Source organism: Pseudoalteromonas sp. C2R02, from assembly GCF_018860845.1.
In the GTDB taxonomy this organism is placed as follows: domain Bacteria; phylum Pseudomonadota; class Gammaproteobacteria; order Enterobacterales; family Alteromonadaceae; genus Pseudoalteromonas.
Map to the genome: position 1 here is coordinate 48,460 of NZ_JAHKQC010000009.1, position 14,731 is coordinate 63,190.

Here is a 14,731-nt window from a genome sequence, read left to right on the forward strand (position 1 = left end):
CTGTCTTTTAAAGTTCAGCCTTAGAAGCAGAATTAATACTTTATTCTTGAGACACCCAACGGTTTACAGCAACCTCACTTTCGATAGAATCTCGCCAAATGAACCCCCCATCTCTCCAAATAAATCCACCATCAGTATTAGAGAAACCATCTCGCCAAATAAAGCCACCATCATTCCATGAATAGGCACTATCACGCCATATAAAACCACCATCACGCCAGATAAACCCGCCATCACCCCATGCAAAGTTATCACGCCAAATAAAACCACCATCGCGCCATATAAAACCGCCATCACGCCATATAAAGCCACCATCATTAAGCATTACGCCATTTTCGTCTACAATGTAAAACTCTCCATTTTCACTCATAGCTGCCGGGCCACCAAAATGCTGTTCTCCCGTTAAATCTTTTTGAATATCTAACGCCTGATTCGCACATTGCGTTTGCTGACTCTTTAAAGCTGACTGCGCATTAACTAAACCAGCACCTTGTTGAAAAACGCTATATGCCGGGGTACCGTCCTTTAAAACCGCTGGTTGCGCAGTAGTGACTAATCTACATTTCACATCATCAGGCGTTAATGTTGGATCATTACTTAACATCAAGGCGACTACACCAGTAACAACTGCTGTCGCTTGAGAAGTACCCGACATTGTAAAGTATTTATCTCCATCATGCGCTTCAGGATGGGATCTTGCCAAACGAGTGTTTGCAGGCAAAAGCCCTCTCATATGACCACCGGGGGCAACTAAATCAGGCTTTACAAAGCCTTCAACTGTAGGCCCAGCAGAAGAGAAGCTCGTTAGTTTATCATCACTCCTATCATCAGGTGTGTAGTTATCAGTCATAGCGCCCACAGTAATAATATATGGGTTATTGCCCGGCACACCAATTGACATAGGATCCGGCCCTTTATTACCTGCAGAAGCGACAACAACGATACCATTTTGCCATGCTTTCATTACCGCTTGATTTAATGGGTCATCCCAGTAGTAAGAACGTGGTGGACCACTAAATGACATATTCAATACTCGAATATTCAATCTGTCCTTGTATTGTAAAGCCCAATCTATACCACGAATAATATCTGCATAAGTGCCCTTACCTTCAAAGTCGAATGCTTTAATACCAACCATACGCGCATTTGGTGCTACACCCATAGGTTTGCCATGGATATCTAATTCACTATTACCAGCGATACTTGATACATGTGTGCCGTGACCGTTTATTTCATTATCATTATTTAAAGGTTTGTTATTAATAGCATCATAAGTACCGTAAGTTTTCTGTAAACCATATACATCAGATCTCAAACCATTCATTTGGCGTAACCCTGTATCTAAAAACGCCATTGTGATGCCAGCACCATAATTACTCGTTTGGTGCACGCTTGTTGCATTAACAATTTTATTTACAACAGAAACTTGCTCTAAAGAAGCTGAGGCAATCGAGCCACTAAGCTTTACAGCACTATTTTTAGTAACTTTAAAATCACCATACTCTTTTAAAGCTTTTAATTGTGAATCTGAAACTGTGACAGCATATGAATTAATGATAGATAGTTCGTGGCTAGGAGTTATACGCACTTTTTTTAATGCATTGTGTAAAACATCCATATTTTTAGCTTGTAATAAATATGACGCTTGTTGTTCATTTTTAATACCTAGATTGGTATCGTTATTTGTATAACTAACAACAGTGCCAATTAACAAAGATAATAGCCCTGTCGCTAAAATCGACTTTGCTTTTAAAGGTTGTACCCGCATATTTCACCCCTGGTTACTTTTAATCTTAAAGGTCTTCACATTTTTACTTATTCTTTAAATTCAAGAATGTTAATAAATGCGCACTTTAAATTTATTGTTTATCAAGTGCTAACTAGATTTAGCTTAATAATTGCACCAAATTTAACCTAACTAAGATTATGTTTCTGCTTTGGAACTTCATATGTCGCAAAATGACGAATAAAAGTCGTTTTTGTACTAAAAAGTAAGATTTTTGATTAACATTTACACTATAAATCAGTGATTTTTCAAAAAACCTATAGTTCAAAGCAATACTAGAACAAGTCAAAAAAATAACATTTTGCTTACACACCTAAAACTGATAATGCTGTAACAACCCAGTAATTGCAATACTTTCCTGCTAAACGCCACTAAGTATTAGAGTAATAACTCCTCATTAAATTACGTCTTTCACAAAAAAAGTAACAAAAAAGGTTTTTTTGTTACTTTTTTGCTAACTCTTAACTTGTTGATTTTAAAAAGAAGGCCTTTATTGCGTCGTTTTTGTACGAAAACCTGTCGGTAATTTACTAGCCGGTAAATTTTTAATTGTTAGTATCGATACATCAATAAGTGCTGACCACGGATAGCTGACTACGGATAAAGTCAATAATAAAAGCACTATTATAAGAAGCTCATTAGGGCTCACCAATACGAAAGAACAACGACAACATAGTTTATAAAAATAATAACGACCTTATTCGGAGTTAACATGAAAATTTCTAAATTCACTACATCAGTATTAGCATTAGCAGTAACAGCGGCTTTCAGTGCACAAGCAGCTGACGACCGTTTCATCATCAAAGTAGATAACAGCAAAAAAGGTGTTGTAAAAGCACTTGCAAAACAAATGGGCGGTGAACTAAAGCTAGACGGTAACGGTTTTGTTGCTGCTACTTTTACTGGTAAAGATTTATCTCAAGTTAAAGGGTTATTAAACAACCCACATATTGAGTTAATAGAAGAAGATGCACGCCGTATGCCTTTATCTATCTATAGCGATGATATGGGTAATGCTATGACACAACAGCTTACGCCATATGCTGTATACCAATCTCAAGCTAACCAAGTTGCATTTAATTCAAATGCTGGCATGAAAGTATGTGTTATCGATTCAGGTTTAGATCGTTCGAACCAAGATTTTGTTTGGGGCAACATTACAGGTTCGAACGATTCTGGCACTGGTAATTGGGATGAGCACGGCGGTCCACACGGTACTCATGTTGCAGGAACAATTGGTGCAGCTGATAACAATGTTGGTGTAGTAGGCATGGCACCTGGCGTTGATATGCATATTGTTAAAGTATTTAACGCTGAAGGCTGGGGTTACTCTTCTGACTTAGCGCATGCTGCTGATCAGTGTTCAGGTGCTGGCGCAAACATCATCAGCATGAGCTTAGGTGGTGGTGGTGCTAACAGCACTGAAGAAAACGCATTTAAAGCATTCACAGCAGCAGGTGGTTTAGTTGTTGCAGCTGCCGGTAACGATGGTAACTCAGTTCGTTCATACCCAGCAGGTTACCCTTCAGTAATGATGATCGGCGCAAACGATGCTGATAATAATATTGCTGATTTCTCACAATTCCCAAGCTGTGATGTAACAACAGGTAAAGGTCGTCGTGCAACGACGATAACTGATGAAACAGTGTGTGTTGAAGTAACAGCTGGCGGTGTAGATACGCTTTCAACATACCCTGCTGGCATGGCTACAAGTGCTTCTTTAAGTATTGATGGTACTGCAATGGCAACGTCATCAATGGAAAACTCTGGTAGCATTTACGGTAATACGTATTACATGGGCACAGCTGAAGCCACTGATTCTGGTGCTAACGGTAATGTGTGTGTGATTGACCGTGGTAATATTTCTTTCCATGACAAAGTACAAAACTGTGAAAACTCAGGTGCTGTAGGCGCGATCATTATAAATAATGAAGCTGGCATGTTATACGCTACATTAGGTGATACTAACGCAACATCAATTCCAGCTGTAGGTGCTGCATTTGAAGACCGCGCGGCAATTGTTGGTTCTACAAATGCAGATATCACAATTGGTACTTCTGATTACGGCTTTATGAGCGGTACTTCAATGGCTACTCCTGCAGTATCTGGTATGGCTGCATTATTATGGTCAAACCATACTGAGTGTACTGGTACTGAAATTCGCGATGCATTAAAAGCAACAGCACAAGACAGTGGCGCTTCAGGTAAAGATGTATACTTTGGTTACGGTATCGTAAAAATTGCATCAGCTGATGCATATTTAACTGCAAATGGTTGTGGTGGTGATGTAACGCCACCAACTGGTGGCGATATCACAGCAAGTGCAACTACTTCACGCTCTAAAGGTAAGAATAACGTAAACTTATCGTGGACTGGCGCTTCTACTTCAAGTGTTGAAATTTACCGTAACGATGCATTAAGAACAACAACTGCAAATGACGGTTCATTTACTGATAGCTTCAAAACTTCAGGTTCATTCACTTACAAAGTATGTGACCAAGGTAGCGATAACTGTTCTGCAGAAGTAACTGTTAACTTTTAATAAAATAACTTTCCCCTAAAGGTATTTTCACCGAAAGCGTCCAACTTATTTTAGTTGGGCGTTTTTTTATACCTAAAATCTTCCGTTTCTCTCCTTATTTATCACCGATTTAAAAATTTGTTATAACAAATAACAAAAAACCTCATTGACATGTAGACGTCTAAAATGTTTCAATTCACGCAATTACTGATTATTTAATTAATCATTAATTCCCCTATTCATAAGTTTATTGTTAAGTGAGCTTTCACTTTACGATAAATGATAGGGCTGGAAGAGGTGCGTTATTCAGGTAACAAGTTTTAGGAGAGCAAACTCCGATGAGAACTTGTGATGGGAATTAACGCCGAGAGATTTTTATTATTTGCTTTAATAAAATTTCGGGCGATTGGGTTGAATCCTAATTGACTGTCACCTAATGGTGGAGAGCTTCTGGTCTTAAAGAATTTAGGCTATTAGCCTTTTTCTTCTTAAGCCCATTGCTCTTCGAATTTAATATGTTCGATTGGTAATTACGGGCTCTCCTCCAAAACTACCACTCGAATATGATATGAGTTCGGTAGAGATGAACCAAAAATATAACTTAAATGACTATCCTTTATGGACTGCGCTAGTCACGCCTTTTGATGCTCAAGATAATATTGATTTTGCAACATTAGAAAATTTAGTTGCTGATCAGGTTGCTGCAAATAATGGCATTCTATTATTAGGCAGTACAGGTGAAGGCCTAGCACTTACTTTAGACGAACATAAATCTATTGTTGAATTTGTATGTCAATTACAACCAAATGTGCCTTTAATGGTCGCAGTCGGTGGCAGTAACTTAAAACAACAACAAGAATGGGTTTCATACTGTAATCAACTATCAATTGATTCATATTTACTCGGTTCTCCACTTTACGCTAAACCCGGCATTGTAGGCCAAACTCAATGGTTTGATGCTTTATTATCGACTGCTGATTTCCCTTGTATGATCTATAACGTACCAGGTCGAAGTGCTGTTGAAATAGAGCCTGAAGTGATTCAAAACTTATCTCATCACAAAAACTTATGGGCTATGAAAGAAGCCAGTGGTGACATTAGCAAATTTGAAAGTTTTAGAACTGCGGCTCCAGAATTATCTATTTTTAGCGGTGATGACGCCCTACTACCTTATTTCGCTCAAGCTGGCGCTAAAGGGTTAGTATCAGTTGCAGCAAATGCTTGGCCTGAACAAACGGCTGAATTTGTTCGTCGCGCATTGTTAGGTACATGCCCTAACCTTTTCCAAACATGGACTCAATCCGTAAATAGCTTATTTGCTGTCGCCAATCCAATTCCCGTAAAAGTATTAATGCAACAGCAAGGTCGGTTACCTTTAGCTGATTTAAGACCGCCATTAACACATCTTGAATTAACCGACTTTTCAGCAATAGAACACGCAAACTCAACAATTTTATCTTGGCAATAACAGAATTTTAGATTTAAAGAATAGGTATATAAAAATGAACTGGTTAGAACTTTTAAATAATTTAGAAAACGGCACTGTACGCGCGGCATCTCAAGACGAAAATGGTCAATGGCATGCCAATGTTGAAGTTAAAAAAGGTATTTTAGAAGCTTTTAAAAATGGCTCTAACATTGAATTTCCAGGTGGCTTTGTAGATAAAGATAACTTAGCACCACGTGGTTTTTCAGCGCAAGATAATGTACGTATGGTTCCTGGTGGTTCAAGTGTACGCCGTGGTGCTCATGTTGCATCAGGTACTATCATCATGCCACCAGCCTATGTGAATATTGGTGCTTATGTTGGTGCGGGCACTATGGTTGATAGTAACGTACTAGTTGGTTCGTGTGCACAAATAGGCGAAAACGTACATTTAAGTGCAGCTGTGCAAATTGGTGGCGTATTAGAGCCAATTGGAGCAAGCCCTGTGGTTGTTGAAGACGATGCATTTATTGGTGCTGGCTGTGTTTTAGTTGAAGGTGTTGTAGTTAAGAAAGGTGCTGTATTAGCGCCAGGTGTTCGCCTTTCAGCGACTATTCCAGTTTATGACTGTGTTAATGAGCGTGTATTAGATAAAGGCGAAGCCATTCCTGAAAATGCAATTGTAATTCCAGGTTCTCGTCCATCTTCTAGCGAATGGGGTAAAGCACAAGGTTTAAGCATGTCATGTGCATTAATCGTGAAATACCGCGATGAGCAAAGCGACGCATCTTTAGAGTTAGAAGATATTTTAAGATAAATGAAATTAGGATCATTATGAGTTTTTTGAGCACGCATATTCGCCAACATATCGATACCATCAGTAAAAATGAGCCTTACCCATTTTTTACTTATGATTTAGATGGTTTAGCTGAACATTTACAAAACCTAACTTCATCGGTCAGTGATGCAGGTATTAAGTTATGGTATGCAGTTAAAGCTAACCCGCTTTCTTCTATCATTAAAACTATAGATAAGTCTGGTTTTAATTTTGATGTTGCAAGCAGTGGTGAATTAAAACAAGTGCTCAAACAAGGTATAGATCCTAATCGTGTTCTTAATACTGGCCCAGCCAAAAGCAAACGCCAAATTAATGAGTTTATTAATTTAGGCGTGCGCACATTTGTTGCTGAGAGCCTTAACCAAGTAGCTTGGTTGAATGAAGAAGCTACAGCACAAGAAGTTGAGCTAAACATATTATTAAGAGTACAGCTACGCTGGCCTGAAGGTGAAAAAAATCCATTAGGTGGCGATAGCTTAACACCATTTGGTTTAGGGTGTGAGCAATGGCAAGCACTTAATATTGCTGATTACGCACAGCTGAACTTTACTGGTTTACATATTTTTCAGTGGGGCAATATGCTCAGCACTGAAAAACTCGCTGATTTATGGTCGCAAATGGTTGCACCTTTACAGCAATTAGCTACAGATTTAGGTTTTGAATTAAAAACGCTCGATTTAGGCGGTGGTTTAGGCATCCCTTATACCGAAGAAGATAAACAACTGCATTGGCCTGAGTTAATCGAAGCGCTGTGCCTTATCAAAAAAAATGCTGGTGTTGAACAACTTTGGATGGAGCTTGGTCGTTATGCAGTGGGTGAATACGGCTATTACACTAATCCTGTGGTCGAGCAAAAGCAAAACTACGGTGTAGACCAACTCATTATGGCTGGCGGTATTAACCACATTTTACGTCCAGCAGTGACATCTCAAGATTTCCCGGCATTATTATTAAGGGAATCTAATGCGCCTAGTAAATCATTTAATGTGCATGGACCCTTATGTACCGCACTAGATAGCTTAGGTGAGCATACTTTCGCAAGTGATATAAATGAAAATGACTGGCTGGTATTCAATCAATGTGGTGCTTACGGTTTTACTGAAAGCATGCCTTATTTTTTATGCCATGAACTTGCTGCAGAATATGTGATTGAAAATAATCAAACTCATTGTATTCGCCCAGCTCAACCCGCTCAAAGCTATTTGTATTAAGGTAATTGGTTATGACAACACAATTAACAAACCAAATCACACAAGAAGATATTCAAGTTGGTGAAATTGCTAATGGATTACCTTTAACGATCCCTGTTTATCGTATTAAAGGCGATGGCACAGGCCCAAAAGTGTATATTCAAGCCAATATGCACGGTGCAGAAGTACAAGGTAATGCTGTAATTTATCAGTTACTTGAGCAGTTAAAACAGTTGCATTTAACAGCTGATATCACTTTAGTGCCTTATGCAAATCCAATTGGCTGTAATCAAAAGTCAGGTGAATTCACTTTGGGTCGCTTTGATCCTATCACTGGTACTAATTGGAACCGCATGTACCAAGACAATAGCCATTTAGTAAATGAGTTTGCAAATAAACACTTAGATAGTGATATCGAAACTATTAAAAGCGAATTTAGACAATCACTGATATCTGAAGTAGATAAAATATTAGATGGTCCTGCTTATGCCATTACTACAGGTAAACGCATTGCATTAAACTTACAAAAATTAGCGCATCAAGCTGATATCGTACTTGATTTACATACAGGGCCAATCTCAAGTAAACATTTATATTGTCCTGAATATGCAAAATCTAGTGCAAGCTATTTTGATATTCCACATGTACTTATGATCCCTAATGATTTTGATGGTGCAATGGATGAAGCAAACTTTTGCCCTTGGTGGAACCTAACAGAAACATTTGCAACTTTAGGGAAAGATTTCCCAGTTGCAGTAGAAGCTTTTACAGTTGAATTGGGTTCTCAAGAGCTAATTGATCTGAAAGAAGCGAAGCACGATGCTAACAGTATTTTAAGTTATTTAACTTATAAAGAAGCTTTTACAGACTCACAATATCAACCTAAAACAATGCCGCGATATGTATGTGAATTAAAAGATTACATCGCATTTTATGCGCCTATGGGCGGCATGGTTGAGTACTTAGCGCCGCTTGGGAGCCATATAAAAGCAGGTGAACCAATAGCTAACATACTACGTATGGAAAGATATTTATCAGAGCAACCTTTGCAATCTATTTGTTTAGATCAAGATGCAATAACAATTTTACATTTTGCATCGGCAAGTGTTAATCAAGGTACTGAACTTTATAAATTTTTTACCAATTACCAAAAGCTCACCTAGCAAATTAGTGAGTTCAAACAATATTGCGTGAGAGTCATGGATCATAAATTTATGACTACTCAAGGCAAACGGTGAAAATCGTTTGCCTTTTTCTTTTTAGATTACAATTAAATTCAGTATACTAGCTACAAATTAACCTACCCAAAAACTTCATCATGGATTTGTTTACTAAATTTATTAGCGTGTCATTACTGAGCGTCAGCTTTGTCAGTGTTGCAGAGCAAGAGGTTGAGCCACAAAAAGAACAACATGCTCAAGTAAAACAATGTGTTTTAAATGAATTATTATCTGGCGATGACTCACAAACTATCGCTGATTTAAAAAATAAATGTAAAGAGCTCGCTGAAGAAAAACAATTTACTGCAATTGATAAACGCGTTTCAAGGGAGTTAGTATCTCAGAGTAATCCTAATGTGATCACGCCGCATAAACGTAATTATATGCTGCCAGTCACGTATATGAATAGTCCTAACAATATTCCAATTATTGACTCTGAAGGACTAGAAGACGATGAAGAAGTCCTCGATAACTTTGAAGCTAAGTTCCAATTATCATTAAAAGTACCTGTCTTTGATAATTTTTCTGATGACGATCAAGCTGTATATTTTGCTTTTACAATGCAATCATATTGGCAAGTATATAATTCCGAAATTTCAGCGCCATTTAGAGAAACTAACTACCAACCAGAAATCTATTGGGCTAATATTCTCGATAAAGAAAATACCCTTTGGGGTGATGAAATGGTAGTGGTTTTAGGTGCTGAACATCAATCTAATGGTAAAAGTACTGCGCTTTCACGTTCTTGGAATCGAATTTATGCAAATTTAATTTGGGAGCAAAGTGGTTTCGTTTTCAGCTTTAAACCTTGGTACAGATTACCAGAAGATGAAAAAGAAGCTCCTACTCAACCAGAAGGTGATGATAATCCGGATATTCATAAGTATATGGGGTATTACGAGTTTTCTGGAGCTTATCGTTACAAAGAACACGAATTTGGCTTTATGAGTCGTAATAACTTAAGTAGTGATAACCGTGGTGCATTACAGCTAGATTGGTCATTTCCACTTTGGGGTCGATTACGCGGATACGCGCAATACTTTAATGGCTATGGCGAGAGTTTAATAGATTACAATGCTTCAGTAGAACGTTTTGGGGTTGGTATATTATTAAGTGACTTACTATAAAGTCATAAGTTTATGCTTAAGGTGGTTAATCTAGCCACCTTAACTAATTTATGGCTGCTGATACAACTCAATTAACAATTCTTTAAGCTTAGCAAATTGTCCCTTACTTTTTGCAATTCTAATCAAATGCTCTAAATCAACAGCAATCGTTTTCGAAAATCTTTTTTGTTTATAAGCAACATCTAACCATTTACTTAAAAATCGATTTTCATGCATCGCATTAAAACCACACTCGCCATTTTCTTGCGCAATCGCCAAAGACACCAGACCACACCAAGACATATTCGTTATAGACTGTTTATAGTCGTTCACACCAAAATCCATATAAGTTAATTGTCAATCAAGTACCTATAATAATACACAAAACTCATAAATTTAAAATATCAATTGTTCATTTTTTATCAAACCCTTTGGTTACCTTACAATTTTTCACAGGATTTAAGACAATTTCTCACAAACTCAAAACAGATAAGCTTTAAACTATTCGTTAGTAATTTCTTACTGACACTAAAAGGATTTTCATGCATGAAAAAAATCTCACTTTTATTAATTAGTATTACTTTATTTAGTTTTATGCCATGTTTGGTTAGTGCTAATAACTTCTCCCCTGCAATTTTTGCAAAAAATGAAAGCCATAATACAGATTCGATCTCAAGTATCGGTATAGAAATCCCCTTTGGTGATCCTCACTCTCATTTTGGTGCCTATATGACCTCAGCAATTGGCTATGCTGATATCACTGATAAAACAGGCAATAGCAATGATTATCTTACATGGGATACAGGTTTTAAATTTGGCTACTTTTCTGATATATCAATTTATGGCGAAGTAGGTTTAGATTTATTTGAGCTTATTTGGGACGATTTAAATGACAAAGATGAAGATGAACGCACTTATTATTACGAAAATGAAGAATATGATTATTTTGATACAGAACGCCAAGATGATGATATTGATGGGTATATAGGTGTAGGCATTGGATTTGATCTCAAACCAATCAAAATAGATGTATTTACAAGATTACGACAAATAGATGGTAATAACTGGGAGTCAAAAGAACATTTATATAGTGGCTTACAATTATCGATTGTATTTTAAGCTTAAGAGGCTAATTTAATTTGATTATGAATTAGCCTCTTTATTTTTTAGCTTTTAGGCAATACCACAAAAATACCTTCAAACTCTGCAACGGCTTCTTCGCCATCATATACAATAACCGGTACGATAAATTTAGCTTTATCACCACTAGATAGTTTGGCGAGTTTACCTTCACAGTCACTTAATTTAACACTTGCTTTTGGCTGTGTTTTTAACGGTTTTAAGTATTTAATATTGGCATCAGCTAATACAATCTCACCTTCAAGATCTTGCTCTTTAAGGGCTAAGTATGTTGCACCCCAACCAGTTAAAGTTGCCAAACTATAAATCGATCCTGCAAACATAGAGCCATGAAGATTTACATTCGCACCAAAGTCAGCACGAGTGGTAAATTGCCAATCGGTGTAACTTTCGACTTTTATGCCCATCGCATCAGAGATAGGAATTGATTCACGCCAAGTATTTTGTAATACCTGAGCCCAATCAGGATGCCTAAACCAGCCAGGTTGAGATGGGCGTTTTTTTACCATACGATAATGCTGAATATCACCATATGCTAAGTGTGCTTTTTCTTTTATTTCATAACCATGACTTTGATAAAAATTAAGCGCGCGTTCTCTTGCAAATAGCACTAGCTCATCAACATCTTGCTCCCAAGCTAGCAACTCTAATTCATTTAATAATCGACTACCTAAATGCTGGCCTCTATGTTCATCAGATACTGCCATATAGCGAACCTGCGCTTGAACATGGCTATTAAAGTGTAATCTTGCTACGCCTAAAACATCACCTTTATCATTTTTAATAAATCTATGTTCAGAGTCTTGTTCTAAATCATCTTGCTCTGATCCCCTAGGTTGATCCCAAGGAGCACGTAAAACTTGCCAACGTAATTGATAATAATCCTGCCAGTCTTGGCTACTGTTGGGTGTTGTCACCTTAAACATAAAAATTCCTGTTGAAGCGGTTTTATTTGCAAAATACCATACAACAAAAAACCTGAAGATAAAATACATCATTGGCATGATTGCTAAAGCTTGACTATGCTCCTAAGTCAATCCTTGAATTTTTAATTATAAGAAATCAATTACCTAGGAATGTATGGATTATATTAAAGCCAAAACAGGCGTGATCAGTAGCAACTTTATAAAACATTGTAATGATATTGGTCATGTTATTTATTGGCATAAACAATATGGTCAAAGTATACAAGTGAGGCAACATAAACAATTAAGGTGGCTACTAATAGATCAAACATTACAATCAGTTATAGAAAAAGATAATCCAGAACATCTGCTTTTCCCTCATTTAAAAACACTCTCTGAAATATGGCAACCATTAGCAGAACCACAGTCAGTGCTAGAACTCGGTTTAGGTGCAGGTGCTATCCGAAATTATTTACATCTCCATTATCCTAAAGCCAATATCATTACAGTAGAAAAAGACTCAGAAATAATACATTGTTACAAAAAGTATTTTGGTGGTTTTGCAGCTTCAAATTTACATTGTGAAGATGCTACCGTTGAGCTTAAAGGCAAACAAACTTTTGATTGGATAATTGTTGATTTATTTTGTAAAGTTGATCCGCCCATTTTTTTATTCAAGCAAGATTTTTACGAAGATATTTATCATGTGCTCAATTCAAATGGCTGGCTATTTATTAACTTTGTTGCTGAGCATGAATCTCAATTAATTCAACTAAAAAAAACACTCAAAAATGTATTTAAAACATCCGCTGACCATATAATGGTACCTGGATATAGTAATCATTTATTATGGCTTCAAGTTTAAAACTTTATTGTTAAAAAATAGCTAGAAGGTATGATAAATATTAGCTGAAACAATAAAGAATTAAAAATGAGTTTACTGATTGTTGTACCAAATAGAGATATGACAAAGTTACAAGCCTTGTTATCTGATGCCCTTCCTGAAATTACAATTGAAGTTTGGCCTAACATTCAAGACCCTTTAAAGGTCGAGTTTGTTTTAGCTTGGAATCCGCCTAAAAATTTATGGTGTAATTTACCAAATATCAAAGCGGTTTCTTCTTTTGGTGCCGGTGTCGATGGCTTAATTAAACATGAGCCACTACCAAATGTACCTGTCGCTAGAATAGTAGACCCAAAACTCGCTAATGATATGGCACTGTATGTACTTGGCCAAGTGCTTAATTTCAAACTGAGACTCAATGAGTTTCAGGTTAAACAACAACAAAAACTATGGCAGCCAAGAAGAGCGCACCAAACATCAAAAGTCGGAATTTTAGGTTTAGGCCAATTAGGTCAGCAAACAGCAGAACTTTTAAATATAAATGGCTTTGAAGTGTCAGGTTGGTCTCGCTCTGAAAAAAATATTAAGAACATTAATTGCTACCATGGTGATGATGGCTTAACTGAAATGGCAAAATCATCTGATTATTTAATCTGTTTATTACCACTTACAGCGCAAACAAAAGGCATTTTAAACTATGACCTTTTTCAACATTTACCAAATCACGCCTGCATAATAAATGTTGCACGAGGTGAGCACTTAATCGAAAAAGACTTATTAAAAGCGTTAGATAATAATGAAATTTTAGGCGCTATTTTAGATGTATTTCAAACCGAGCCTTTACCACAAGATCATAAGTTTTGGTTGCATCCTCGCATTATTTGCACACCGCATACCTCAGCCCTTACAAGTATCAATACCATAGTTGAACAAATATCAACAAACTATGGACTCATGGCAAAAGGTGAATCTTTAATTAATTTAATTGATGCTCAATTAGGTTACTAAATAAAAGCAAAGAAAGACTAAGTGATGGGGTGAGCATTCGCAGTTAACAAAGCTTTATACTTTCTATGAATCCTCTAAATAATTGAAATTGTATCAAGGCGATAAACTTACGCGACCCGCTGAGCTTATGGTTTATAAGTAATTCGGGCGAGTAAGTGTAATTTAGCAAAAGTATTATTCAAAATCATTGCGATTACTGCAAGGCGGCAAGAATGCGAATCCCCTTGAGCTTAGTAGACTAAGTGATAGGGGTGAGCATTCGCAGCTAACAAAGCAGTAATTGTAAGGATGAAGAATAATTAGGTTTCTAGGCGAAAAGTAACTGGACCATCGTTAATCAAAGACACTTTCATATCTGCACCAAATTCACCCGTTGCCACTTTGGTTAAAGGCTCAAGTTTTTTTGACTGACTTACAAAATATTCATATAAACGCTCTGCTTCACTCGGAATTGCTGCTGACGAAAAGCTTGGGCGCATACCTTTTTTGGTGTCGGCAGCGAGAGTAAATTGAGATACAACCAATAACTGGCCTTTAATATCTTTAAGGCTTAAATTCATTTTTCCTTCATCATCAGGGAAAATACGATAACCAGATACTTTATTTAAAAGCTTATCGGCTTTTTGCTCATCATCTTCTTTTTCAACACCTAATAAAACCAAAATACCTTGCTCTATTTCTCCGATTGTTTGTCCATCTACAACTACTTTAGCTTCTGATACTCTTTGAATTAACGCCTGCACTGTA

At 36.9% G+C, this 14,731-nt stretch carries 13 protein-coding genes and 1 riboswitch; of the genes, 9 read left to right on the plus strand and 4 right to left on the minus strand.

The window, feature by feature from the left end; translation table 11 throughout:
- Window positions 1-40: 40 nt before the first annotated feature.
- Window positions 41-1,768 (minus strand): S8 family peptidase, encoded by a 1,728-nt coding sequence (locus KO527_RS01550; protein WP_216038641.1) that lies wholly within the window; start codon window positions 1,766-1,768, stop codon window positions 41-43.
- A 730-nt stretch (window positions 1,769-2,498) separates the two neighbouring features.
- Between KO527_RS01550 and KO527_RS01555 the strand changes: the two genes are divergently transcribed.
- The 6 genes from KO527_RS01555 (at window position 2,499) to KO527_RS01580 (ending at window position 10,108) form a co-directional block, all read left to right on the plus strand.
- On the plus strand, window positions 2,499-4,328 hold the full coding sequence (locus KO527_RS01555) for a S8 family serine peptidase (RefSeq protein WP_216038642.1): 1,830 nt from the start codon (window positions 2,499-2,501) through the stop codon (window positions 4,326-4,328).
- 263 nt (window positions 4,329-4,591) lie between these two features.
- Window positions 4,592-4,765, plus strand: a riboswitch (Lysine riboswitch).
- 125 nt (window positions 4,766-4,890) lie between these two features.
- Window positions 4,891-5,775 carry a 4-hydroxy-tetrahydrodipicolinate synthase gene (gene dapA / locus KO527_RS01560; RefSeq protein WP_216038729.1) on the plus strand — a complete coding sequence of 295 codons (885 nt, stop codon included), beginning with the start codon at window positions 4,891-4,893 and terminating at the stop codon, window positions 5,773-5,775.
- A 34-nt stretch (window positions 5,776-5,809) separates the two neighbouring features.
- Window positions 5,810-6,550 carry a 2,3,4,5-tetrahydropyridine-2,6-dicarboxylate N-succinyltransferase gene (locus KO527_RS01565; RefSeq protein ID WP_216038643.1) on the plus strand — a complete coding sequence of 247 codons (741 nt, stop codon included), beginning with the start codon at window positions 5,810-5,812 and terminating at the stop codon, window positions 6,548-6,550.
- Window positions 6,551-6,567: 17 nt separating this feature from the next.
- Entirely contained in the window at window positions 6,568-7,782 is a 1,215-nt protein-coding gene (locus tag KO527_RS01570; RefSeq protein ID WP_216038644.1) for a PLP-dependent decarboxylase, read from the plus strand.
- Between the two features lie 11 nt (window positions 7,783-7,793).
- A complete protein-coding gene (locus KO527_RS01575) occupies window positions 7,794-8,924 on the plus strand; it encodes a succinylglutamate desuccinylase/aspartoacylase family protein (protein WP_216038645.1) in 1,131 nt (376 codons plus the stop codon).
- 155 nt (window positions 8,925-9,079) lie between these two features.
- Complete coding sequence (locus KO527_RS01580) at window positions 9,080-10,108, plus strand: phospholipase A (protein WP_216038646.1); 1,029 nt, start codon at window positions 9,080-9,082, stop codon at window positions 10,106-10,108.
- 48 nt (window positions 10,109-10,156) lie between these two features.
- On the opposite strand, the gene KO527_RS01585 is transcribed toward KO527_RS01580, so the two are convergent.
- Window positions 10,157-10,420 carry a DUF2913 family protein gene (locus KO527_RS01585; protein WP_193216529.1) on the minus strand — a complete coding sequence of 88 codons (264 nt, stop codon included), beginning with the start codon at window positions 10,418-10,420 and terminating at the stop codon, window positions 10,157-10,159.
- Window positions 10,421-10,633: 213 nt separating this feature from the next.
- On the opposite strand from KO527_RS01585, the gene KO527_RS01590 reads away from it, so the two are divergent.
- Entirely contained in the window at window positions 10,634-11,206 is a 573-nt protein-coding gene (locus KO527_RS01590) for a hypothetical protein (RefSeq protein WP_216038647.1), read from the plus strand.
- A 47-nt stretch (window positions 11,207-11,253) separates the two neighbouring features.
- On the opposite strand, the gene KO527_RS01595 is transcribed toward KO527_RS01590, so the two are convergent.
- The gene (locus KO527_RS01595) at window positions 11,254-12,153 is read right to left on the minus strand and encodes a bifunctional GNAT family N-acetyltransferase/hotdog fold thioesterase (protein WP_216038648.1); all 900 of its coding nucleotides are present in this window, start codon (window positions 12,151-12,153) and stop codon (window positions 11,254-11,256) included.
- A gap of 154 nt (window positions 12,154-12,307) precedes the next feature.
- Between KO527_RS01595 and KO527_RS01600 the strand changes: the two genes are divergently transcribed.
- Together KO527_RS01600 and KO527_RS01605 are read left to right on the plus strand one after the other, a co-directional pair.
- Complete coding sequence (locus KO527_RS01600) at window positions 12,308-12,997, plus strand: fused MFS/spermidine synthase (protein ID WP_216038649.1); 690 nt, start codon at window positions 12,308-12,310, stop codon at window positions 12,995-12,997.
- 66 nt (window positions 12,998-13,063) lie between these two features.
- A complete protein-coding gene (locus KO527_RS01605) occupies window positions 13,064-13,984 on the plus strand; it encodes a glyoxylate/hydroxypyruvate reductase A (protein ID WP_216038650.1) in 921 nt (306 codons plus the stop codon).
- Window positions 13,985-14,283: 299 nt separating this feature from the next.
- On the opposite strand, the gene dtd is transcribed toward KO527_RS01605, so the two are convergent.
- Window positions 14,284-14,727 carry a D-aminoacyl-tRNA deacylase gene (gene dtd, locus KO527_RS01610; protein ID WP_216038651.1) on the minus strand — a complete coding sequence of 148 codons (444 nt, stop codon included), beginning with the start codon at window positions 14,725-14,727 and terminating at the stop codon, window positions 14,284-14,286.
- Between the last annotated feature and the right edge of the window lie 4 nt (window positions 14,728-14,731).